The 18,890-nt window shown below is 60.4% G+C and carries 32 protein-coding genes; 18 read left to right on the forward strand and 14 right to left on the reverse strand.

The window, feature by feature from the left end; genetic code table 11:
- Window positions 1-103: 103 nt before the first annotated feature.
- The 8 genes from ACKAMS_RS27585 to ACKAMS_RS27620 all read right to left on the reverse strand — a co-directional run bounded on the left by ACKAMS_RS27585 (window position 104) and on the right by ACKAMS_RS27620 (window position 3,531).
- Window positions 104-367: a GlsB/YeaQ/YmgE family stress response membrane protein gene (locus ACKAMS_RS27585; protein ID WP_003943661.1), complete on the reverse strand. Its 264-nt coding sequence runs from the start codon at window positions 365-367 to the stop codon at window positions 104-106.
- Between the two features lie 409 nt (window positions 368-776).
- Window positions 777-1,361, reverse strand: coding sequence for a hypothetical protein (locus ACKAMS_RS27590; protein WP_408989848.1), 585 nt, complete (start codon window positions 1,359-1,361; stop codon window positions 777-779).
- Entirely contained in the window at window positions 1,358-1,927 is a 570-nt protein-coding gene (locus ACKAMS_RS27595) for a DUF6286 domain-containing protein (RefSeq protein WP_408989849.1), read from the reverse strand. The genes ACKAMS_RS27590 and ACKAMS_RS27595 overlap by 4 nt, the downstream gene beginning before the upstream one ends.
- Window positions 1,924-2,316, reverse strand: coding sequence for an Asp23/Gls24 family envelope stress response protein (locus ACKAMS_RS27600; protein WP_408989850.1), 393 nt, complete (start codon window positions 2,314-2,316; stop codon window positions 1,924-1,926). The genes ACKAMS_RS27595 and ACKAMS_RS27600 overlap by 4 nt, the downstream gene beginning before the upstream one ends.
- Window positions 2,309-2,488, reverse strand: coding sequence for a hypothetical protein (locus tag ACKAMS_RS27605; RefSeq protein WP_003943629.1), 180 nt, complete (start codon window positions 2,486-2,488; stop codon window positions 2,309-2,311). Before ACKAMS_RS27605 ends, ACKAMS_RS27600 begins: the two co-directional genes overlap by 8 nt.
- Before the next feature lie 38 nt (window positions 2,489-2,526).
- Entirely contained in the window at window positions 2,527-2,715 is a 189-nt protein-coding gene (locus ACKAMS_RS27610) for a hypothetical protein (protein ID WP_225320305.1), read from the reverse strand.
- Between the two features lie 70 nt (window positions 2,716-2,785).
- Window positions 2,786-3,070, reverse strand: coding sequence for a hypothetical protein (locus ACKAMS_RS27615; RefSeq protein ID WP_021343181.1), 285 nt, complete (start codon window positions 3,068-3,070; stop codon window positions 2,786-2,788).
- Complete coding sequence (locus ACKAMS_RS27620; protein WP_003943699.1) at window positions 3,067-3,531, reverse strand: Asp23/Gls24 family envelope stress response protein; 465 nt, start codon at window positions 3,529-3,531, stop codon at window positions 3,067-3,069. The genes ACKAMS_RS27615 and ACKAMS_RS27620 overlap by 4 nt, the downstream gene beginning before the upstream one ends.
- A gap of 186 nt (window positions 3,532-3,717) precedes the next feature.
- On the opposite strand from ACKAMS_RS27620, the gene ACKAMS_RS27625 reads away from it, so the two are divergent.
- Together ACKAMS_RS27625 and ACKAMS_RS27630 are read left to right on the forward strand one after the other, a co-directional pair.
- Window positions 3,718-4,296 (forward strand): RNA polymerase sigma factor, encoded by a 579-nt coding sequence (locus tag ACKAMS_RS27625; RefSeq protein ID WP_020968728.1) that lies wholly within the window; start codon window positions 3,718-3,720, stop codon window positions 4,294-4,296.
- Complete coding sequence (locus ACKAMS_RS27630; protein WP_225989303.1) at window positions 4,293-4,784, forward strand: hypothetical protein; 492 nt, start codon at window positions 4,293-4,295, stop codon at window positions 4,782-4,784. Before ACKAMS_RS27625 ends, ACKAMS_RS27630 begins: the two co-directional genes overlap by 4 nt.
- 220 nt (window positions 4,785-5,004) lie before the next feature.
- Here the strand turns inward: ACKAMS_RS27630 and ACKAMS_RS27635 are convergent, their stop codons facing one another.
- Entirely contained in the window at window positions 5,005-5,253 is a 249-nt protein-coding gene (locus ACKAMS_RS27635) for a hypothetical protein (protein ID WP_095971909.1), read from the reverse strand.
- 165 nt (window positions 5,254-5,418) lie between these two features.
- Between ACKAMS_RS27635 and ACKAMS_RS27640 the strand changes: the two genes are divergently transcribed.
- The 4 genes from ACKAMS_RS27640 (at window position 5,419) to ACKAMS_RS27655 (ending at window position 8,284) form a co-directional block, all read left to right on the forward strand.
- Window positions 5,419-5,607: a PI-type proteinase gene (locus tag ACKAMS_RS27640; protein ID WP_228117918.1), complete on the forward strand. Its 189-nt coding sequence runs from the start codon at window positions 5,419-5,421 to the stop codon at window positions 5,605-5,607.
- 259 nt (window positions 5,608-5,866) lie between these two features.
- Entirely contained in the window at window positions 5,867-6,286 is a 420-nt protein-coding gene (locus ACKAMS_RS27645) for an STAS domain-containing protein (RefSeq protein WP_019747460.1), read from the forward strand.
- Window positions 6,283-7,770 (forward strand): trehalose-6-phosphate synthase, encoded by a 1,488-nt coding sequence (locus tag ACKAMS_RS27650; protein WP_019747461.1) that lies wholly within the window; start codon window positions 6,283-6,285, stop codon window positions 7,768-7,770. Before ACKAMS_RS27645 ends, ACKAMS_RS27650 begins: the two co-directional genes overlap by 4 nt.
- Window positions 7,771-7,906: 136 nt before the next feature.
- The gene (locus ACKAMS_RS27655) at window positions 7,907-8,284 is read left to right on the forward strand and encodes a hypothetical protein (RefSeq protein ID WP_019747463.1); all 378 of its coding nucleotides are present in this window, start codon (window positions 7,907-7,909) and stop codon (window positions 8,282-8,284) included.
- A gap of 24 nt (window positions 8,285-8,308) precedes the next feature.
- Here ACKAMS_RS27655 and ACKAMS_RS27660 read toward each other — a convergent pair whose 3' ends face one another.
- Entirely contained in the window at window positions 8,309-8,611 is a 303-nt protein-coding gene (locus tag ACKAMS_RS27660; RefSeq protein ID WP_060939090.1) for a MerR family transcriptional regulator, read from the reverse strand.
- Between the two features lie 358 nt (window positions 8,612-8,969).
- Between ACKAMS_RS27660 and ACKAMS_RS27665 the strand changes: the two genes are divergently transcribed.
- The 5 genes from ACKAMS_RS27665 to ACKAMS_RS27685 all read left to right on the forward strand — a co-directional run bounded on the left by ACKAMS_RS27665 (window position 8,970) and on the right by ACKAMS_RS27685 (window position 11,188).
- Complete coding sequence (locus ACKAMS_RS27665) at window positions 8,970-9,128, forward strand: hypothetical protein (protein ID WP_003943664.1); 159 nt, start codon at window positions 8,970-8,972, stop codon at window positions 9,126-9,128.
- An 84-nt stretch (window positions 9,129-9,212) separates the two neighbouring features.
- Complete coding sequence (locus ACKAMS_RS27670) at window positions 9,213-9,758, forward strand: Dps family protein (RefSeq protein WP_020906547.1); 546 nt, start codon at window positions 9,213-9,215, stop codon at window positions 9,756-9,758.
- 73 nt (window positions 9,759-9,831) lie between these two features.
- Window positions 9,832-9,966 (forward strand): hypothetical protein, encoded by a 135-nt coding sequence (locus ACKAMS_RS27675; protein ID WP_020968725.1) that lies wholly within the window; start codon window positions 9,832-9,834, stop codon window positions 9,964-9,966.
- Window positions 9,967-10,014: 48 nt separating this feature from the next.
- Window positions 10,015-10,686 (forward strand): ANTAR domain-containing protein, encoded by a 672-nt coding sequence (locus ACKAMS_RS27680; protein WP_308372097.1) that lies wholly within the window; start codon window positions 10,015-10,017, stop codon window positions 10,684-10,686.
- Window positions 10,687-10,876: 190 nt separating this feature from the next.
- The gene (locus tag ACKAMS_RS27685; RefSeq protein WP_037120154.1) at window positions 10,877-11,188 is read left to right on the forward strand and encodes a WhiB family transcriptional regulator; all 312 of its coding nucleotides are present in this window, start codon (window positions 10,877-10,879) and stop codon (window positions 11,186-11,188) included.
- 9 nt (window positions 11,189-11,197) lie between these two features.
- Here the strand turns inward: ACKAMS_RS27685 and ACKAMS_RS27690 are convergent, their stop codons facing one another.
- Window positions 11,198-11,635 carry a hypothetical protein gene (locus ACKAMS_RS27690; protein ID WP_308372096.1) on the reverse strand — a complete coding sequence of 146 codons (438 nt, stop codon included), beginning with the start codon at window positions 11,633-11,635 and terminating at the stop codon, window positions 11,198-11,200.
- Between the two features lie 236 nt (window positions 11,636-11,871).
- On the opposite strand from ACKAMS_RS27690, the gene ACKAMS_RS27695 reads away from it, so the two are divergent.
- Together ACKAMS_RS27695 and ACKAMS_RS27700 are read left to right on the forward strand one after the other, a co-directional pair.
- Window positions 11,872-12,306 carry an anti-sigma factor gene (locus tag ACKAMS_RS27695; RefSeq protein WP_019747468.1) on the forward strand — a complete coding sequence of 145 codons (435 nt, stop codon included), beginning with the start codon at window positions 11,872-11,874 and terminating at the stop codon, window positions 12,304-12,306.
- A gap of 95 nt (window positions 12,307-12,401) precedes the next feature.
- Window positions 12,402-13,121: a SigB/SigF/SigG family RNA polymerase sigma factor gene (locus ACKAMS_RS27700; protein ID WP_223258034.1), complete on the forward strand. Its 720-nt coding sequence runs from the start codon at window positions 12,402-12,404 to the stop codon at window positions 13,119-13,121.
- A gap of 15 nt (window positions 13,122-13,136) precedes the next feature.
- Here ACKAMS_RS27700 and ACKAMS_RS27705 read toward each other — a convergent pair whose 3' ends face one another.
- The gene (locus ACKAMS_RS27705; protein ID WP_020968722.1) at window positions 13,137-13,385 is read right to left on the reverse strand and encodes a hypothetical protein; all 249 of its coding nucleotides are present in this window, start codon (window positions 13,383-13,385) and stop codon (window positions 13,137-13,139) included.
- 317 nt (window positions 13,386-13,702) lie between these two features.
- Between ACKAMS_RS27705 and ACKAMS_RS27710 the strand changes: the two genes are divergently transcribed.
- From ACKAMS_RS27710 to ACKAMS_RS27720, 3 genes are all read left to right on the forward strand, one after another.
- Complete coding sequence (locus ACKAMS_RS27710; RefSeq protein WP_029254687.1) at window positions 13,703-14,140, forward strand: STAS domain-containing protein; 438 nt, start codon at window positions 13,703-13,705, stop codon at window positions 14,138-14,140.
- A gap of 86 nt (window positions 14,141-14,226) precedes the next feature.
- Window positions 14,227-15,204 (forward strand): YihY/virulence factor BrkB family protein, encoded by a 978-nt coding sequence (locus ACKAMS_RS27715; protein WP_003943713.1) that lies wholly within the window; start codon window positions 14,227-14,229, stop codon window positions 15,202-15,204.
- Between the two features lie 316 nt (window positions 15,205-15,520).
- Window positions 15,521-15,724 (forward strand): cold-shock protein, encoded by a 204-nt coding sequence (locus ACKAMS_RS27720; RefSeq protein ID WP_003943666.1) that lies wholly within the window; start codon window positions 15,521-15,523, stop codon window positions 15,722-15,724.
- A gap of 128 nt (window positions 15,725-15,852) precedes the next feature.
- Here ACKAMS_RS27720 and ACKAMS_RS27725 read toward each other — a convergent pair whose 3' ends face one another.
- A complete protein-coding gene (locus ACKAMS_RS27725; RefSeq protein ID WP_019747472.1) occupies window positions 15,853-16,092 on the reverse strand; it encodes a CDGSH iron-sulfur domain-containing protein in 240 nt (79 codons plus the stop codon).
- Between ACKAMS_RS27725 and ACKAMS_RS27730 the strand changes: the two genes are divergently transcribed.
- Window positions 16,093-17,142 carry an iron-containing redox enzyme family protein gene (locus tag ACKAMS_RS27730; RefSeq protein ID WP_080910151.1) on the forward strand — a complete coding sequence of 350 codons (1,050 nt, stop codon included), beginning with the start codon at window positions 16,093-16,095 and terminating at the stop codon, window positions 17,140-17,142.
- Here the strand turns inward: ACKAMS_RS27730 and ACKAMS_RS27735 are convergent.
- A complete protein-coding gene (locus ACKAMS_RS27735; RefSeq protein ID WP_019747474.1) occupies window positions 17,099-17,797 on the reverse strand; it encodes a HemK2/MTQ2 family protein methyltransferase in 699 nt (232 codons plus the stop codon). The two genes, ACKAMS_RS27730 and ACKAMS_RS27735, sit on opposite strands and share 44 nt — an antisense overlap.
- A gap of 110 nt (window positions 17,798-17,907) precedes the next feature.
- Here ACKAMS_RS27735 and ACKAMS_RS27740 point away from each other — a divergent pair, with 110 nt between their 5' ends.
- Window positions 17,908-18,675: a GAF and ANTAR domain-containing protein gene (locus tag ACKAMS_RS27740; RefSeq protein ID WP_070385394.1), complete on the forward strand. Its 768-nt coding sequence runs from the start codon at window positions 17,908-17,910 to the stop codon at window positions 18,673-18,675.
- The last annotated feature ends 215 nt before the right edge of the window (window positions 18,676-18,890 follow it).

The following is an 18,890-nucleotide window of genomic DNA, read 5'->3' on the forward strand; positions in this document are numbered from 1 at the left end:
CTTCTTGAATTCGGTGTGGATTCGGTCGTGCGTTCGGCCGTGCGTTCGGCCGTGGGATTCGGCAGTGGGATTCAGTCGAACTCGAACTGCGTGGACAAATGTGTCAGCGCTTTCCGGTGACTGCCTTGACCAGGAACAGCAAGATGACTGCACCGAGAAGGCAAGTGAGGAAGCTGAAGATCCAGCCTGCACCCTCGACATCGACGCCGAAAACTCGAAGCAGGAAACCACCGATCAGGCCGCCGATCACACCGACAACGATGTTGAGGAAGATCCCCTGCTGCGCATCGGTTTTCATGATCTTACTGCCGATCCAACCCGCCAGCCCACCGATGATGATCCAGGCGATGATACCGAGAGGAAGCATTTCAACTCCTTAGAGTAAAGAGGGACGGCGCAATGAGTGACTGCCGGTGAAGGGAGAGTTCCGAGCGATCGGCCCGCGCAACTAGACCGTGATCGCGGGTTGTGTTTGCACACAACCGGACTCTCCGCCGCACGACGCGGGGGATCGTGCACTCAGTAGCAGCCACATTGTCTGCTTACCTTTCTATCAGGTGTTCACGACAGAACCAAAATGACTGGCGATTCACCACATACGAGAAACGACACTCACCGACGCGCACATGATCAGCGTCACTACGATCGCGATCGCCATCGAAGTGACGGTCGCAAGGAGCACCGTGACACACAGTGCCACAGCAAAATCCATGACTCTGTGCACGATCGGGAGGTCTACCAATACCCGGTCACCGGGAGGCTCAAACCTCGATTGATCAGAGAGTTCTCGGCTCATCGCGTTTCGCGCTTTCCACGGCGATGTGAGTTCTGGTCGCGACGGATGGATCACCGACCATCGACTCGACTTGATCCCCCGTGTCAGTGACGCGAGAAATCAACTCGGACAACGTTTCCGATCCGGATACGACGCTACGTCTCAATGTCACTCGCAAATCGATCGTGCGAACTCCACGATCGAGCAACGCTTTTCCTCGGACACGCGACACTTCGTCGAAGTCCTCCAGTGATGCGCTCGCCCCTTCCGCCACCGCACCCAGATCCGCGGTGATGGAATTGTGCGAGTTCGACCCAGGGACCGTGATCTCCTTCACCCGACGCAGCGGCACATGCGCGATCAACCACCGCAACGCGAGGAGGACTAGCAGTACTCCCCCAGCTCCGACAGCCCATGTCCACCACGAGTGATCGACAAGATCTTCAGCCCACGGGATCTCGATACGCGCCGGGAAATCCTTGATCACGTCGCGATTCCACAGGATCGCTGCAACTCCCAGCGCTATCGCGAGCATCCCCACGACGCATGTCGCCACGCGATCCATCGCCGTCGCCGTCCGAGTCATGACAGCGATCCCGTCTGGATACGAACCTTGATTCGCGGCGATGGTGACAGCGACCCGGCCAAGTCCCCCAGCACCGCACGGATTTCCGATTCAGCGGTGGCGGCTCCATCGGGCGTGACCGAGGCCTTCACGTCCAGCTTGCGCCGGGTCGCGTGTGACGAAGCGGATCGAACCTGGGCCAGTGACTCGACGCGAACAGACGCTATCGCCGCTACATCGGCGGGATCGATCCACGTATTCGCGACTCCGACCAAGGCATTGGCAGTCTTTCGGCGCGGTTTGAGTCCGAGGATGACGAACCACAGGCCGAGAACGACGGCTGCGATCCCCGCCGGCAACATCCAACCCTGGTACGCGAGCCCGTCCACATATGCGGCAGCACTTGGTATCCACTGCGACCCGGTGATCACGCCGGTATCCACCAGCGCGTCGCGGACGCCGACCACGCCGAGCGCAAGTAGCGCCGCGGCGATGAGGAATCCCGTGACGGCCGATCCGGGCGCCGCAAGGGGAACAGGAGCAGCAGCCCTCGAGGCAGTGGGTGGTGCGACCTTGTCGGCGGTCATCGCACTTTCCTTCCCGCGTCACGCTTGGTCGATGCCGGGAGAACGCTCACGATCGCCACGTCCACGCCGTCCACCTCCAGGCCCGATACAGACTGCAACTGGGTTGTCACGTTCTCTCGCACCGCGGTACCGATGACCGACAAGGATCCGGGCCACTCGATCGCGATGTCCACCTTGGCCCGTACCCGCTTGCCGGATACCAGCACTCGCGCCCTCGGCAATTCGCGCCCGGTCAGTTTGTCCATGCCGGCGGCGTGATGGCGCACCCCCGGGGTTCCGCGCGTCGCCTCGAGAACCAACTTCTGCGCGACTCTGTCTCGAATCGTCAGCGTTCCGCGATCGCCCGGCTCACCAAGCACAGACGACTCCGGTCGAGCTGTCTCAGCCACGTCCGCGACCCTTCAGCATCACACCGAGATCGAACTCGCCGTCACGCTGACCACCGACGAGGTATCCGATCACACCGAGAACCAGAGCGATGAGGAATCCGGTGAAACCGCCTGCAGCAGCTGCGACTCCGAGAAGTAGTCCTGCCAGTAGGCCGACAGTCGAGGTGGTCATGTGAATCCTCCGTTGTGGATGATGTTCGATGGTGCCTGTCAGATCTCGGTGTAGGTCTTTGCACCCGGAAACCGAGCGCGCACCCGCGTGTACTGGGCCCGAACGGGTTTGGCTATCTGTCGCATCGTGCCGCGCAGCGACGTGCGCACAACCACACCGATCGGGAATGCGAAGTCCCGGTCGACGCGTTCGAGTGCTCGATTGAGCGCGTCGGCAGATCCGCCCACGTCGGGGTGGTAGTTTCTGATCGCCTCTCGGCGTGCGGATCGTCGATCGGGAACTGAACCCCGAGAGTGCTCAGGCATCGCGTCCACGACCGACTACGTCTTCCACTGTCACGTTCACGGGGCCTGTAACGAGTCCTGAAACCGCTTGGCGGATACGTAAAGCCGTGTCTCGAACGGCGGCGTCGGCGAAGATGCACACATGGATGTCTGTCGACGACTCCGTCACCCGCACGCCGACGACGCGGCGACCGGGGAGGTACGTGCCAACCTCGCCGAACATTCCGGCATGAAGCGAGGCGACCCCAGGTACCCCCGTCACAGCCGCCGCGATGGTGTCAGCGATTTCGGAACTCACTGCACCCGTGCAGTCTTGGGCTCGCCGGTTTCGTCGTCGCTGCCCTCGTCGAGGTGGACGTCGTGAACTGTGATGTTCACCTCGGTCACTTCGAGACCCGTCATCCGTTCGAGCGCCGCAATGACGTTGCGGCGAATGCCGGTGGCCAGATCGGCGAGCGATACGCCGTACTCGGCCACGATGTCGATGTCGACCGCTGCCTGCTTTTCGCCGACCTCGACCGATACTCCCTGGGAGTGGTTGACACTCGCGCCGGGGATCCGCTCGCGCAGTGCCCCGACAACCCGGGACGCTCCGCCGCCGACGTCGTACACACCGCTCACCTCTCGCGTGGCGATGCCGGCAATCTTCGAGACAACGGTGTCGGCGATCGACGTCTTTCCTTGAGAGCTCACGAGAGCCGAGTCGTTCGATGATGCAACATCCTTCGTAGATGCTGTCGCAACCTGTGTGCTGACCATTGTCATCTCCTCCTGTTGATCGATCTACCTGTGTAGTCGTCACTCGAAGGCAAAACCGAATGCCCCAGTCAGGTGACGTGCATCACTGACACTTGTTAGTTACTGTCCGTAACATTCAACGCCCCGGCCGGGCGAACAATCTTCGAACGCAGCCGAGTTTTCCGCATTTCCGCGAGAGGAGCGACTGTGGCGTTACCGCACACACAGGGGCTCACCGAAGCACCTGACGGCTTGGACACCGCAACGGTGGACGCTGCGATACTCGGCGACCGAGAAGCATTCGAGTCACTGGTGCACTACTACGGACCTGCACTTCACCGCTATGCGCGTCGAATGCTCGCAGATGAAGGCGACATTCTCGAGGTAGTCCAGGACACCTTCGTGGCGGCGTGGCGCCGACTCGATTCCTTTCGTGGCGAATCGTCGATGCGAACATGGCTTTTCGCGATCTGTTCCCGAAAGATCGTGGACAGCTATCGAATCAAGAGAGCGCAACCCATCGACGACAAGCTGCTGGATCCTCTCGTGCCGTCTCCCGAGGCCGGCCCGTTCGACACGACCTCGAACGCCGCGTTCCTGGAGGCACTGGAAGAAGCGTTGGGTGAATTGCCTTATCGCCAGCGTGCGGCCTGGACGCTGCGAGAGGTGGAGATGCTCACGTTCGTTCAAATCGGCAAGATTCTGAGACTCACTCCGGATGCAGTGCGAGGGCATCACCATCGTGCACGGGCTAACCTGAGTGAACGAATGACGAGGTGGCGATGACTGAATCACGAACCGACGCATTGATGGCGCACGCATCCGACGTCCTGCGGAACGCTCCCGAGCCAGGCTGGGATCGAATCAGCGACAAGGTGATCCGGGCGCTACGGTCGACCTCGGCGTCCGGTTGGCCGCTCGACGCACACGCGTCCGAAGGTCCACGTCTAGGCACGGTGTCGGTGAGCGATCACGTACTCCGCACCCATTTGGCCGCCGAGATACGTTCTCGACACCACTGCTCGCCGAGCAGTATCGAGTTCTTCGTCGACGGCCACGAAATACGTTCACTACGTATCGAACTGGCAGCGCCATACGGAGTGGATCTGGCCGAACTGTCGGACCGGGTTCGATTCACCGTCGTCGATGTCGTTCACCTGATCCTCGGCGACATGGACCCACCCGTCTCTGCAGAGAGCGTCCACATCGCCGTAGTCGACATCGTGGATGATCTACCTGCCGAGGAGAACACCAAAAGCCACTCCGAGCACTAGGTGTTTGTTCGGCAAGTGTTTGGGAACCCGGCACTCATGACCACTCCCCCACCACCGGATCCGGGCCCCGTCCCCGACCCGGGGTCGCCGACACCCCCCGCGCCGGCACCACCCGATCCGCTGAATCCCCCGCCCGTGCCACCGACTCCGACGCCACCGAACCCGTATCCCCCGGATCCGATCCCGCAGATCTGAAGTCAGCTGCCCCGAACTTCAGACGTCAGCCGCCGAGTTCGGCGATCATCTCGCTCAACGATTCTGCGGCGATACGTAGTTCACCTTCGTCGGGGTTGTCGTGCGAGGACGGTAGGCGCTCGGCCAACTGTTCGCGAGTGACAAGCGAGATACCCTCGAGACCGAACCCTTCTTCATCGGGGACGTAGATCTCGATCTCGCCCCCAACCGCTACCAATTCCGAATGGGGCCCGCTGCCCAGCAGTGCACGCAGGTGTTCGGTCGTCACGGTCATATGGTTCACGTGAAATCTCCTGCTTCGGTGACAGCTGACTTTGCTGGTATGGCTCGACGTGACGTACTGACTCGACGTGACGTACTACCCCTATTGAGTACCCCTCGCGGGTGAGCAAGAAACGACAAGTACATGAACACCAACCTTCAGAGAGACGCAGCCACCATGAGTGAACGAAATTCCACCGACCGCACTGATCAGACGGACGAGCCGCAGACCACCGGCACCGACCACGGTCCCGGAACCGGGGCCGATGCCGCACACAAGGACGTTCAGACCGATCCGTCGGGCGAGCGTACGTGGGCCGACGAGGGTGGAGCCTCGAGTACCGGCCCGGCAACCGACACCGACTGATCGCGCAAGAGCTCAGTCATCGGGACCAAGGTCCCGTGGGCCGACGCTCACGGGTCCTTGAAATCCTTACGGATCTAACGCTTTTCACCTGGGTTTTCGCGATGCGGTAAGGTAGGCACTCAGCACGGTTGAGTACCCAGCCGTTGAAGACGAGCACGGTTCGTGCGTTGCTTCCCGTGCCGTTTCCCGGTTTCGAACGAAACCGTTTCGAACCAGACCGTTCGAACGAACCGTTTCGAGCAATCCGTCAGGAGTTTCGATGAACGAGTTTTCGAGAACTACAGATGAGCGTACGGACAGTCCCCCCACATTCACCACGACGTGTGCGGAAAACATTCAATCGCTCGTGGTCAGCGGCGAGATCGACGTCCGGTCCCGAGCTGATTTCGCTGCCTGCGTCGACGACCTGATCGGTGAGCGTCACCCGTTCGTACTCGACTGCTCGGACGTCCAGTTCATCTCCGTCGGAGGTCTTTCCATCATCGAGACTCTGTCGGCCAAGGCACGAAGGCTCGGCGTTCCTTGGACGCTCGTCGCAGCGCACCCCGTCAGGCGCCCGCTGTCTCTTCTGAAGATGGACGCAGACATCGTGTTCACCGACTCGACAGCCGAGGCGGTCACATACCTGTCCTCGACCACCGTGCTGGACGAGACCCTGGCGGAGCCGATGTCGGCGTGAGTACCGATCTCGAAAAGCTCTCCGAATTCGTCGTCGTCGCAAACCGACTACCCGTCGATCTCGAAACCGACGAGGACGGTGGCAAGAACTGGAAGCGAAGTCCGGGTGGACTCGTCACTGCTCTCGAACCCATCCTGCGACAGCGAGACGGCGCTTGGGTCGGCTGGCCGGGCGTCGCGGACGAGAAGGTAGATCCCATAGTGGTTGACGGCCTTCGTCTGTTTCCCGTCGAGCTGACCTCTCAGGACCTCGCCGAGTACTACGAGGGGTTCTCCAACGACACGCTGTGGCCGCTCTACCACGACGTCCTGGTGGCACCGACGTTCGAACGGTCGTGGTGGCACACGTACGTCGCGGTCAACCAGCGGTTCGCCGAGGAAACCGCCCGTTGCGCCGCGGACGGAGCCACCGTCTGGGTGCAGGACTATCAATTGCAACTCGTGCCGGCAATGCTGCGCGAACTGCGCCCGGACCTGACGATCGGGTTCTTCCTTCACATTCCGTTTCCTCCGGTCGAGCTCTTCATGCAGCTTCCGTGGCGCAAGGAGATCGTCAAGGGAATGCTGGGCGCCGATCTGATCGGCTTCCACTTGCCTGGTGGCGCAAACAATTTCCTGTTTCTGGCCCGAAAACTACTCGGACTCAAGACAACGACCGCGGGCGTCGGTGTTCGAAGTGCGCTCGGGCATGTGGATTTCGACTCTCGCGTCGTCAAGGTGGGGGCATTTCCCATCTCCGTCGATTCGGCCGAGCTGGAGCGCCAGTCGAAGAGCGAATCGGTCCTGCGCCGCGCACGCGAATTGAAGGAAGAGCTCGGAAATCCCGAAAAAATCCTGCTGGGAGTCGACCGCCTGGACTACACCAAGGGCATCGACCTGCGACTGCAAGCCCTCAAGGAACTCCTCGACGAGGGCCGCTTGGATCCGGAGAAGTACACGATGGTGCAGCTCGCCACGCCCAGTCGTGAACGCGTGCAACACTATATCGACCTTCGCAGTGTCATCGAGGAACAGGTGGGCCGCATCAACGGCGACCACAGTCAGATCGGCCGCCCCGTAGTTCACTACCTGTATCAGCCGGTCGACCGCGAAGAACTGATCGCACTGTTCGTCGCTGCCGACGTCATGCTCGTGACGCCGATGCGTGACGGGATGAATCTGGTGGCCAAGGAGTACGTGGCCTGCCGAGGCGACCTCGGAGGCGCTCTCGTTCTCAGCGAGTTCACCGGTGCTGCAATGGAATTACGACAGTCATACCTGGTCAACCCGCACGATTTGGACGGCGTGAAGAATACAATCCTGACCGCAGTTCATCAGGATCCGAAAGAGGGCCGTCGCCGTATGGCTGCGCTGCATCGCCAGGTCATGACGCATGATGTGCATCAGTGGGCCGAGTCGTTCCTGACTGCACTTTCGCCGCCAGAACCGCGCCCGGACAATCAGTTCGTCACGGAGCGCGAGTCTGACTTTGCACGCAACAACTGACCCCGTGGGCTTGCGTCAAGGGTGAGCGGAGACTCGAGCTAGGATTGGTTTCAGTTCATCGTCAAGCAGCGGCTGCGAACTGATCTCCTCAACATAGCCGTGCAATGCTGCATCGGCCCAGAAAGACAGGCCGACCATGCCCCTCACGGTGAAGTACTCCGAAACCTACAACGACGCTCTCATCGCGCTCGCTGCTGCTACTCATCGGCCGGCCAATGTGGTGAACCTGTTCGGCGAGTACGCCATTCGTGTCGATCTCGAATACAACCGTTATCTTCTGGCGACCAATACCGCGGCCGGACTCTCCGATCGACCCGACAACGGAGAATCGTGGCTGGTGCGGTTCTTCCAATCCGAAAACACCGACACACCGGATCGCCTCCTCGCGGAAGCGTCGCATCAATGGTTGGTCGATGCTTTGGACGCCGCGCTCGAACAGATCGAAGCGGCAGGCAACAAGATCTCCGCCGACGCGGACTTCGGCGACCCTACCCGCACCGAAACTCCATCCTGAACGGCATCGTATGGAGCAACGCTACTAGTGACCCTCGGCGGTCAACTGGCTGATTCGAGCCGCCAAGACTGCATTCTCGGCCTCCAGGGACAGAATCAGACGGATACCGACAAGATTGACTCCGTCGTCGATCAGCGCGGTGATTCGTCCGAGCGTATCCAGGTCGGCCTCGCTGTAACGGCGTGTACCGCCATCCGTGCGGGTTGGTGTGAGCAGGCCCCTTCGCTCGTAAAGGCGCAGCGTCTGAGGTCCTACCCCGGACAGTTCTGACATCACTGAGATCCCGTATACGCCGCGCAGCGCCCGGGTCTGGGATTCCGACGTCACTGGAACCTCCTAGTTCGGTGTCGGCTGTCTCATTCGGCGTCATCCGACCTTAGCATCATCACGCAGTGAATCTGACGCCCAGGACATAGATTCAAGCGTGTCCAGGGCCACTCATGACAAAAATCGTCGAGCCGAGAAGGCATGTAATGGCAGATCAAAGCCGATTTCGACAAGATCGCACAGGGAGCTTCCTTTAGCCATCGAATCGAAGTAGCCTTGCCAATTATCTACATCGGCTGATATAGATTTTGTAGCACTTGAAAGCGCCATAACCGGCACTCGAAGGTGTATAACACCCAGACGTCGGAGTCGGTGGTTCAGCCGACTCCCTCACGGCACACTCTTCACCGGGAGCAAGATGACGACGATCGACATCCCGCCCACACAGGGCGAGAGCACCACCGGCATCGGAATCACTGTTGCAAGCGCGACTTTGACAACCGAAGAGGTCAAGCGCCGAATCGCGATGATGTACGGCGACCCGGTGACAGAGGAGCCAGTAGCACTCGCGCACTGAACCTGACCGACACGCGATCCGATTGACGATGGCGCGAGACCGCCCCGTTCGCGGGCGATCCCCATCAAGACGAGAGGAAAACATATGTCCGAGTTCACCGTACCGGGACTGAGCAGCGCAGACGGTTCGTCCGTCGCCGATATTCTGCAGGAACGCCTCAGCGCCTACAACGACCTTCATCTGACGCTCAAGCACGTCCACTGGAACGTCGTCGGACCCAACTTCATTGGCGTGCACGAGATGATCGACCCGCAGGTGGAGCTGGTTCGCGGCTACGCCGATGATGTGGCGGAACGTATCGCGGCACTGGGCAACTCCCCCAAGGGCACAGCGGGAGCGATCGAGCGCGACCGGACTTGGGACGACTACTCCGTCGGCCGCGACGACGCTCGCGCACATCTGGCTGCGCTCGACCTCGTCTACACCGGGGTCATCACCGACAGCCGCACTGCAATCGACAGCGTCGGCAAGATCGATCCGATCACAGAAGACATGCTGATCGGCCAAACGGCACAGTTGGAGAAGTTCCAGTGGTTCGTTCGTGCGCACCTCGAGAACTCCGGCGGCAGCCTCGTACACGAAGGCGCGTCCACCGAGCAGGATGCCGCAAACGAGGCGCGTCAGAACTGACGCACCGTCCGCGATTTCGGCCGATCGGGGGTCGGCCGAAATCGCGATCCCCACAACAGGAAAGGGCAAGAGCATGTCTGCGGACTCGCGCGGCACGTCGGCACAAACACGTCGCGAGTATCAGATGTTCGTGTTGCAGCAGCGTTTGTTGTTCGGATCGATCGTGGCAGGCACCGCCCTTGGAGTTCTCGCGATCAATTACTTCTGAAATATCAGGGGCCGCAGCCGTCGAAGACAGGACAGAAACGACACAATCATGAGTTCGAGCACTCTCCGCTCGATCGTTCGAAGCGATCGATTTGCGGCAAGCACTTCTTCTCTTCTGCTCGTGGACAGCGATTTCCGTATCCAGGGCGCAAACGACGAGTACCTTGCCGTGTCCGGCCGCAGCCTCGACCAGTTGCACGGAGTGGAAGTGTTCGAAGCCTTCCCCGACAATCCCGACGACTCGTTTGCCGACGGAATCTTCTCGTTGACAGCGTCATTCGAGCGCACGATGCACTCCAGAACTCGGGACGCACTGCCGACTCAGCGTTACGACGTGCGCGATGAGCGAGGTAGTGGGCTGTTTGTCACGCGCTATTGGAATACGGTCAATTCCGCCGTCACCGATGATGACGGCGGGGTGATCGGAGTGCTTCATCGTGTGTACGAGGTTCAACGACCCCAGGCTCAGCAGTCCAGTTCAGCGTCAGACGTCCTTACCCGCCTTCGCGCGGAAAACGACGAACTGAGAAGAGCTTTGGATTCTCGGCCCGTGATCGAGCAGGCCAAGGGATTACTGATGGCCGAGCGCGAGTGCTCGGCCGATCAAGCCTTCGACCTTCTGGTCGAGATGTCGCAGGAATGGAACGTCAAGGTGCGCGACATCGCTGGTGGTCTTGTCGCCGCGGCAGAGAGACGTGCCGTCGATCAAAAGAATTCCTGACGACCGGGATTCAAAGGTTGTACGGCTGGGTAATGACCGACCAGAGGTACCCCCGAAATCTTCCCCTCGAGGGAGGAGCCTCGAAGGTCCCGCCGGTTCAGGCCGGCGGGACCGAGCTTTGCCTTAACACCCGACCTGGATCCCCGATCCGAGTCGAGTTCGTCACGCAGCGAAGGGAACGTCCATGTTCATGCGCTCCTACACATCTCCCAGGCCCCTTGCCGACGAGTGGGATTGGCAGCTGTCCGGCACCTGCCGCGACACCGACCCCGCCCTGTTCTACGACGACACGAACGAGCGCGGCTCCAGGCGAGCGAAACGCGAGAGTTCGGCGAAGCTGGTGTGCGCCAGGTGTCCTGTCGTGCAGAGATGCCTCGTGCACGCCATCCAGACCGGGGAACCCCACGGTATCTGGGGCGGCATGACCGCGACCGAACGAGAATCGTTGCGTAAAGGTCGAACTGAACCACTGATCAGTGCCGCTGCGAACTCACCGGAGTAGATGGCAACCTCACGGCCTGGCCTCGTGATGCCGTAAACCGTGCGTGCGGCGTCGCTCCTTCATCTCGGCTTCGAAGAGGTGCGGCACTCCGCCGGCCAGCTTGTCACGCACCACTCGTTCGCATTCGCGAAAGAAGGACCAGTAGTTCTCGTCGAACTCCTCGACCAGCTGGAAGGTCCAGCGCCCTTCGACCACGTTCCGTCCCATCAACTCTTTCTCGACCTGATCGGCCAGCTCGTCGTTACCGCTGGTTCGCAGTAGCTCTACGACCTCGTCGAGCATCAGATCTGCATGTCCGATCAGCTGATGGAAGTCGTACAGAGCGCCGCGCGCCCGCTCCACCGTTTCGAGGGCGTTCGACAACACCCCCGCTGCCTTGACCTCGTCGTCCGTGACACCTTCCGGTCGTGTGTGTACGGGGATCTGCCTGTCCGCCTGAGTGCCCATGAAACGGACGTACCCGAACGGGTCACAAATGAAAGATGGGATTCGGTACGAGCGCACCACAGGTGATGTGTCTCACAATTCATCCTCTAGTTCGGGTAAAGAGGATTACTTCGCCGGGCGAAGGGTAATCGAAGGCCATGAATACTTCCGGGGTAGAGATGGCTGGCACGCATGGCCGGTACCGTTCCTTGCCTCGGTCCGCCGGAATTACGCCACATCTACCTACAGGAAGCCCCTTGATTCCTCTGTCGAGTCCGACCGAAGCCGAACTTACTCACGACTCCATTGCCTCGCTCCGCGTCCGAGCGTCGTACTCCCAACTGCCGACTCTGCGCGGAATCACCCGCACGGTTGCCAACAACACCGGATTGGACGTCGACGGGACAGCCGACCTTGCTCTGGCGATGGACGAAGTCGCGAGCATCCTCATCGGCCATGCGATACCGTCCAGCGACTTGACCTGCCGATTCGAGACCTACGGTCGCACTCTTCGGATCGTCGTGTCGGTGATCGCGCACTCCGAAATACCCGACAAGTCCCACAGCTTCGGATGGTTCGTTCTCGAAGCACTGGTCGACTCGGTCCGTTTGGAGCAATCGGAAATCGACGCGGACGGTCACATCACCCTGACGATGACGCTTGAAAAGGGCTTGCTCCAGGAGCGTGCGTGACCGCTGTCCCACCGGACGATACTGTCCCACCGGGCAAGGCTGTACCACCGGACAAGAAGGACCAGTACGAACTAGCTGTCGAATTGTTCGTCTCGATGGCCTCGCTTCCGCCGGATGATCCGACCCGGGAAAAGATCACCAACTCGATCATCGAACTGTGCCTACCGCTCGCCACCCACGTTGCACGTCGCTACCAGGGGCGCGGCCAGCCTTTCGAGGACTTGGAACAAGTTGCGCGCGTGGGGTTGGTACAGGCTGTGCAGCGATTCGACGTAGACAAAGGATCGGATTTCCTGTCGTTCGCAGTCCCCACCGTAATGGGCGAGGTACGCAAGCATTTTCGCGATCACGGCTGGTCCGTACGCGTACCTCGCAGCCTTCAGGAACGACATCTTGCCCTCAACCGGGCGCTCACGTCGTTGTCGCAGACGCTCGGCCGTGCACCGACGGTAGCGGAACTTGCGACGGAGCTCGACATCGAGCCGGACGAGGTCGAACAGGGGTTGACCGCCGGAAATTCATATCGAACCACACCGCTCGACACCGCGTCAGCCGGCGACGGGAGCGGACTGACTCTGATCGATACTTTGGGACAGTACGACGAAGCGATCAGTCGGATCGACAATCACGAAACCCTGCGACCCGCGCTCCTTGCACTACCGGAGCGTGAGCGAACGATCGTCGTTCTCAGATTCTTCGGTCATCTCACCCAGTCCCAGATTGCCGAAAAGATCGGCATCTCTCAGATGCATGTATCCAGAATCCTCACTCAGACACTGAAGCAGCTGCGCACCGAGATGGGTGAAATCTTCTGAAGTAGGTCCCCAGGATCAGATGTATTCCTGCGCAAGACGTTCCATCTCGTCTCGGTCAATGAGCCCGGGCTGGCCGATGTCGAGAGCCTCGAGATACTTGTTGGCGAGACGGTAATCGTGCCCCCACCGGCCGTGCTCGCCGTCCTGCTCGGTGCGCTGAACACTGGAACCGGGCGGAACCTCGTCCTGCAGACCGTTGGTCTCCGCGCCGATCAGTGTGTCGAGCTTGGTCGAGATGGCCGTGAGTGCATCGCGGTCGTTCATCTGAAATCCCTTCGTCAGGTGGCGCTGATCCCCAACCATACCGAAGTGTCGAGCCAAAAACATTGCACCGCTTAATATTCGACTACAAGCCTGGACCGATCCAAGCCCTCGAGCTACACTGAGCGATACCGAGGTTGAGAATACAGCCGGGGCTGAAGCCGCTGGCGCTCGGTTCGCATCAGGACTCTGGATTCAGGTCACAACTTCCTGCGTACATCCATTGGGCTCAATGCTTTCCACACCTGGACTCTTCCACTTTCCGTGCCGCCAGGTCGGTCGTCAGCCTTTCGACGAAAAGCACACAGACCGGATCTGCCATGAATCTGAATGAACTCGACCACACAGCGATCGATTTCGTCGATCCCTCAACACAATTGGGTCCGATCGTGGACACACAAGGCTTCGCGGCCTGGCGGATAGCACCCTCGACAGTCCTGATCCAGGTCGACGTCGACCTCGATAAACTGTCCGCCCCAGAACTGAGAGAACTTCTCAACTCGTACGCTGCGGAGTGGTCCCGCGTCATTCTCGACCTGTCCAACTCACTGTTCGTCGGTGCGGTCTGCCTCGAACTGTTCGCCGAACTGAACTCCCGTTCACGAGCGCACGACTTCCAGTGGTCCGTCATCGGGTCACACCCGCTTCGACGCTTGCTTCGGGCCGCACGGGCGGAAGAGGAATTTCCGGTCACCAACTCGGTCGAGGGAGCAATGCGCGCGCTCGCCGAAGCAGAAAAGTCACTCGAAGCCTCCTGACGCCAAGCCTGCACCGGCGTCGAGCGCCGCGCGCTCGCAGCGACTAAGGTTCGTCGGGCTGTCCGACGAGCTGAGAGAGACCGAGAATGACAATCGCCAAGCGCCTCGATGCCTTGCAACAGAAGCATCCGGCCCTGGGGTTCCCGATAGCGGTCCTCTACAAGTTCCTCGACGATCAAGGTGTTTATCTCGCCGCGCTGATCGCGTACTACGGCTTCGTCTCGCTCTTCCCTCTTCTTCTGTTGCTCTCGACCATTCTCGGCTTCGTGCTCTCTGGCAACCCCGAGCTTCAGCAACAAATCTTGGACTCCGCTCTGCATCAGTTTCCGGTGATCGGTGACGATCTGGGCAATGCGCAACAGATCGGCGGCGGTGTCACAGGGCTGGTGATCGGAATCGTCGGTGGTCTCTACGGTGGCCTCGGTGTCGCTCTGGCTTGCCAGAATGCGATGAACACGGTGTGGTCGGTGCCCCGAAACATGCGACCGGATCCCATCCGCGGGCGTCTTCAAGGGTTACTGCTGCTGGGCACCATCGGTCTCGCGATCTTGGGGACCACCGCTGTCTCCAACATCGGCGGTGCGCTTCATCTGGGCGGTTCGTTCAGCTTCCTGTTGACCCTTGCGGTAGTCGTCTTGAATGCAGGCATCTTCATCGTCGCTTTCCGGCTCACCTGCGCCCGCCCGCTCTCGGTAGCCGACGTGGCGCCTGGAGCGATCGCCGCTGCTGTTCTCTGGCAAGCACTTCAGTCCTTCGGTGCCCTCTACGTGACCTCCGTGGTGCGGGGTGCCTCCACCACCAATGGCGTCTTTGCCATCGTTCTGGGTTTGTTGGCCTTCTTGTTCCTCGCTGCCGCCTCGATCGTCATGTGCGCGGAAATCAACGTCGTGCGAGTCGACAAACTCCATCCGCGGGCGTTGTTGGCTCCGTTCACCGACAACACCGAACTCATCGAAGGCGATCGGCGCACCTTCGCCGATCAAGCAAAAGCCCAACGCGCTGTTCCCCACGAGAACATCCATGTGACGTTCGACGGGCACACCAAACCCGACGATTCGGACTGATCTCGACCCCGATCGAGTTGGGTATTTGGTCCCCTCCTGGGTATCGGGGTGGCATTCTGCGCCGCGAATCCAGATTTAACACAGGTGTTGTCATTTCGCGCTACATCGAAGCGACGAATACATCACAGCAGGTAAACGCGCATAGTTGAACAATCACCTGCTTCCGACGTGGTCCAGGAACGGGACAAACCCGTCAAATACTGCAACTCGCCATGCATGTAATTGGAGACAGAAAAAGAAGAGCATGGCAGGATCAGGTGTGAGACCGGACTCTCGATGGGAGGGCTCGGCTCGATGGATCCAGGAGAATTTGGTTATGGCTCAGGGCAGTGTCAAGTGGTTCAACGGTGAAAAGGGCTTCGGATTCATCGAGCAGGAAGGTGGCGGACCGGATGTGTTCGTTCACTACTCGGAGATCCAGGGCAGCGGCTACAAGTCCCTCGACGAGGGCCAGAAGGTCGAGTTCGAGATCGGACAGGGCCAGAAGGGCCCCCAGGCTCAGAACGTTCGCGCCATCTGAGTTCGATCCCAGTCTGACTTCAGACTGAAAAGGCTGGACGCTGCACCGCACGGTGCCGGCATCCAGCCTTTTCTTGGTTTCAGGGCCGTCTTGGTTTACAGGTCGGGCTCGTTGCGAGTTGGCCCCGGTTACGTCGCTCGCGCCCGCTTCTTCTTGTGGGAGCTGTCGCAGAACGGCGCAATGCCGGTCCGCCCGCATCGACACAAAGCAACCGTAGAGCGCTTGTTCTCTATCGGAGTGCCGTCGTCACGGAGCAACTCGAAGTCACCACGCACCAGCAGCGGGCCGTCCGAGCAGGCGGTTATGGTGGTGTTGTTACCGGCAACACTCGGTGTTTCGGCAGATGACGATTCGGGAAACGCGGTCATATGTCCTCTTCACTTCTCGATTCGGCCACTGGCGTGCCCACTTCCATGCCTGTTCCACAGGCTCGCGGCCCACTGAGCGCCACTCTCGTTTCCATTCTGCGCTCCTCGGCCGATCCGAGGGAGCTTACGGCTGCCGCTGACGCCTACGAGGTTGCACGGTCCATCGACCCCACCTACGACATTCTTCGAGACGACGACGCTCAGTTGACTCTGACGCTCCTCTACGAGCTTCATTTGCAGGGAATCGAGAACGTCGCGGACGCGTGGGAGTGGAATCTGGACCTGCTCGCGGCGAGGTCGCGTCTCGAGACGCATTTCGAGGCCGCCATCGTGGAACTCGTGGGAAAGGTTCCGTCGTCCGGTGACGTCGTAGCCGATTTGTGGGCGATGACGGCTCCCAGTGCAGGCCCCGGTCTGGCGTCCTTTATGGCGAAGGACGCCACAATCGATCAGTTCGCGGAGGTGCTGATTCACCGTTCGCTCAATCAGCTGCGTGAAGCGGATGTGCACACCCTTGGAATTTCGCGCCTCTCCGGTGCCGTCAAAGCAGCCCTCGTCGAAGTGCAGAGCGACGAGTACGGAGGGGGCAGCGCAGAGCGAATGCATTCGCGTCTTTTTGCCGACACCATGCGGGCTGTCGGCCTTTCGGACCGCTACGGCCACTACATCGATGCTGTTCCCGCGGTAACCTTGGCGTCGTTGAATGCTCTCTCGCTCTTCGGCTTTCATCGCCGACATCTCGGAGCGCTGGTCGGGCACCTGTGCGCCGTCGAGACCACGTCGGCGCTGCCGAGCAAACGGTACAGTGCCGGCTTGCGCCGACTCGGATTCGGTTCGGACGCGACACTGTTCTACGACGAGCACGTGGAAGCGGATTCCGTTCACGAACAGATCGCCGTTCGGGAACTTGCCGGCGGTCTTGCTTCTTCGCAGCCGCACCGCACTGATGACATCTTGTTCGGCGCTGCAACGTGCCTCGCGTTCGACGACCTTCTCGGCGATCACCTCACATCGAGTTGGGAGAAGGGCGAGACTTCGTTGCGCGAATGATCACGAGTTGTTCGATTTCCTGACCGGTGGTGATCAACCCTCGTGCCTCGAGCATGGTGCGCCTCTCGCGCATCACGGGCCCGAAGGGAATGTACTTCCGGGCCGAGATCTCCACGGCCATACCGTGTTCCTCGAGTATCGCCTCGGTCTTGTCGACCCCACACAGTACCGACTGCAGAAGAAGTAGTGTGCCGCCGGGGACGAGTACTTCGTGAACGGTGGCCGCGATCCTGTCGATGAGGGCGCGTCCGTCCTTGCCTGCGTCCCAAGCCCGTTCGATTCCAGCGGTAGGTAGATCGTCTGCCAGCGCAGGGACGTACGGCGGGTTGGAGATCACCAGATCGAAGAGTTCGCCGTGTACCGCCTCGGTGAGGTCGCCGCGACGGGAATCGATCAAGGTTCCGTTGAGGATTCCGTTGAGACGAGCATTGGCGCACGCTCGGCGAGATATGTCGACCGCGACGACGTGGCCTGCACCAGCCGCCGATGCCGCGACGGCGAGGGCGCCGGTCCCCGTGCACAGATCCAGGACCCGGCTGCGAGCGGTGAGGTGCTCGAACAGCAGCGCATCCGCCAGTAACGACGTGTCGTGTTGCGGTCGATACACACCAGGTAGACGCAGGATCATCATCGGCTCCTCTTTTTCAGGCGACATCGCACATCGCTGCGTGCGGCTACCCAGGAACCTCGGATTTCATGCGAACATCGCAGCATCGACTGCCCGGAACGGTTACATCGTCGCAGTTTGCGGAGTAGACCTGAGTCATGACAGGCAATGCGGACGCTCCTCAGGTAGCCGCGGCGTTTGCTTCCGCAGCAGATTCGCTCGACACACTCGCCGAAGCGATTGCCGGACTCCGGTCCAATCTGAACACGGACGAGCATCTCGACTCCATGCTCCAACGTCTGGCCGAGACCGCGGTCAAAGCACTGCCTGACGCCGATGCTGTCAGCGTGACGGTGTTGTCCACCGATGGCCCACGAACTGCTGCGTCCACCGCGGACTACCTTTCCGAGATAGATGACGCCCAGCACTCCGCTGATCGTGGTCCGTGCGTTGACGCCGCGCGCACGGTGTCCTCGGTTCGGGCAAAGGTGGGTGATCACGTCGACGAATGGCCGGAATTCACCGACGAAGCCCGCAAACAAGGCGTCCGGTCCTACTTGTCCGTGCCGATCACCATGGGCGAAGGGAACACCGAACTGCTCGGCGCTTTCAACGTCTACGGATTCGCCTCGACAGAGTTCAAGGCCTTCGACGAAGAGTTGATGAAATTGTTCACCGCCGGTGCGGGCGCGGCGATCGCAGATTCACGACGCTGGCGTCAAGCACACGAGCACATCGAACAGTTGCACTGCGCCATGGAATCTCGAGCCGAGATCGAACAAGCCAAAGGTGTCCTGATCGCCGTCCACGGCATCGACGCCGAGGAAGCATTCAGCCGTCTTGTGCAGCAATCGCAGAACACCAACGTGAAACTGCACGAGGTTGCCCGGATGCTCATCGATTCGGTGCGCCACCGCCGGTTCTGAAGATTCTTCGGTGCAAAACCCCGTTTTGCACCTTAAAGCACAGTCGCAAAACCCCGTCTTGTACCCCGAAGTCACAGTTCCCAAACGCATCCAGAGATGTTTCACCGAAACAGTTTTCGACCTGCGTGACTGCTGGCGGTCGAGCGGCGGCACTCGTCCGAAATGTGGTTATCTGTTGAGAACCGGGACGAAAGAAGACCCGACCGTACCAGGGT

The sequence above is a fragment of the Rhodococcus sp. 5A-K4 genome, assembly GCF_046097995.1.
Lineage (GTDB): Bacteria > Actinomycetota > Actinomycetes > Mycobacteriales > Mycobacteriaceae > Rhodococcus_F > Rhodococcus_F erythropolis.

What these genes read in the sequence shown, in the direction of transcription:
- ACKAMS_RS27595 (WP_408989849.1), bottom strand. Translation starts at nt 1,927, where the DNA reads ATGACCGCCGACAAGGTCGCACCACCCACTGCCTCGAGGGCTGCTGCT.
- ACKAMS_RS27675 (WP_020968725.1), top strand. Translation starts at nt 9,832, where the DNA reads ATGTCTGCGGACTCGCGCGGCACGTCGGCACAAACACGTCGCGAGTAT.
- ACKAMS_RS27710 (WP_029254687.1), top strand. Translation starts at nt 13,703, where the DNA reads ATGAATCTGAATGAACTCGACCACACAGCGATCGATTTCGTCGATCCC.
- ACKAMS_RS27605 (WP_003943629.1), bottom strand. Translation starts at nt 2,488, where the DNA reads ATGACCACCTCGACTGTCGGCCTACTGGCAGGACTACTTCTCGGAGTC.
- ACKAMS_RS27730 (WP_080910151.1), top strand. Translation starts at nt 16,093, where the DNA reads ATGTCCTCTTCACTTCTCGATTCGGCCACTGGCGTGCCCACTTCCATG.
- ACKAMS_RS27585 (WP_003943661.1), bottom strand. Translation starts at nt 367, where the DNA reads ATGCTTCCTCTCGGTATCATCGCCTGGATCATCATCGGTGGGCTGGCG.
- ACKAMS_RS27685 (WP_037120154.1), top strand. Translation starts at nt 10,877, where the DNA reads ATGCGCTCCTACACATCTCCCAGGCCCCTTGCCGACGAGTGGGATTGG.
- ACKAMS_RS27590 (WP_408989848.1), bottom strand. Translation starts at nt 1,361, where the DNA reads ATGACTCGGACGGCGACGGCGATGGATCGCGTGGCGACATGCGTCGTG.
- ACKAMS_RS27725 (WP_019747472.1), bottom strand. Translation starts at nt 16,092, where the DNA reads ATGACCGCGTTTCCCGAATCGTCATCTGCCGAAACACCGAGTGTTGCC.
- ACKAMS_RS27665 (WP_003943664.1), top strand. Translation starts at nt 8,970, where the DNA reads ATGACGACGATCGACATCCCGCCCACACAGGGCGAGAGCACCACCGGC.
- ACKAMS_RS27715 (WP_003943713.1), top strand. Translation starts at nt 14,227, where the DNA reads ATGACAATCGCCAAGCGCCTCGATGCCTTGCAACAGAAGCATCCGGCC.
- ACKAMS_RS27630 (WP_225989303.1), top strand. Translation starts at nt 4,293, where the DNA reads ATGACTGAATCACGAACCGACGCATTGATGGCGCACGCATCCGACGTC.
- ACKAMS_RS27620 (WP_003943699.1), bottom strand. Translation starts at nt 3,531, where the DNA reads ATGGTCAGCACACAGGTTGCGACAGCATCTACGAAGGATGTTGCATCA.
- ACKAMS_RS27640 (WP_228117918.1), top strand. Translation starts at nt 5,419, where the DNA reads ATGAGTGAACGAAATTCCACCGACCGCACTGATCAGACGGACGAGCCG.
- ACKAMS_RS27680 (WP_308372097.1), top strand. Translation starts at nt 10,015, where the DNA reads ATGAGTTCGAGCACTCTCCGCTCGATCGTTCGAAGCGATCGATTTGCG.
- ACKAMS_RS27670 (WP_020906547.1), top strand. Translation starts at nt 9,213, where the DNA reads ATGTCCGAGTTCACCGTACCGGGACTGAGCAGCGCAGACGGTTCGTCC.
- ACKAMS_RS27690 (WP_308372096.1), bottom strand. Translation starts at nt 11,635, where the DNA reads ATGGGCACTCAGGCGGACAGGCAGATCCCCGTACACACACGACCGGAA.
- ACKAMS_RS27740 (WP_070385394.1), top strand. Translation starts at nt 17,908, where the DNA reads ATGACAGGCAATGCGGACGCTCCTCAGGTAGCCGCGGCGTTTGCTTCC.
- ACKAMS_RS27655 (WP_019747463.1), top strand. Translation starts at nt 7,907, where the DNA reads ATGCCCCTCACGGTGAAGTACTCCGAAACCTACAACGACGCTCTCATC.
- ACKAMS_RS27720 (WP_003943666.1), top strand. Translation starts at nt 15,521, where the DNA reads ATGGCTCAGGGCAGTGTCAAGTGGTTCAACGGTGAAAAGGGCTTCGGA.
- ACKAMS_RS27645 (WP_019747460.1), top strand. Translation starts at nt 5,867, where the DNA reads ATGAACGAGTTTTCGAGAACTACAGATGAGCGTACGGACAGTCCCCCC.
- ACKAMS_RS27635 (WP_095971909.1), bottom strand. Translation starts at nt 5,253, where the DNA reads ATGACCGTGACGACCGAACACCTGCGTGCACTGCTGGGCAGCGGGCCC.
- ACKAMS_RS27700 (WP_223258034.1), top strand. Translation starts at nt 12,402, where the DNA reads ATGGCCTCGCTTCCGCCGGATGATCCGACCCGGGAAAAGATCACCAAC.
- ACKAMS_RS27735 (WP_019747474.1), bottom strand. Translation starts at nt 17,797, where the DNA reads ATGTCGCCTGAAAAAGAGGAGCCGATGATGATCCTGCGTCTACCTGGT.
- ACKAMS_RS27705 (WP_020968722.1), bottom strand. Translation starts at nt 13,385, where the DNA reads ATGAACGACCGCGATGCACTCACGGCCATCTCGACCAAGCTCGACACA.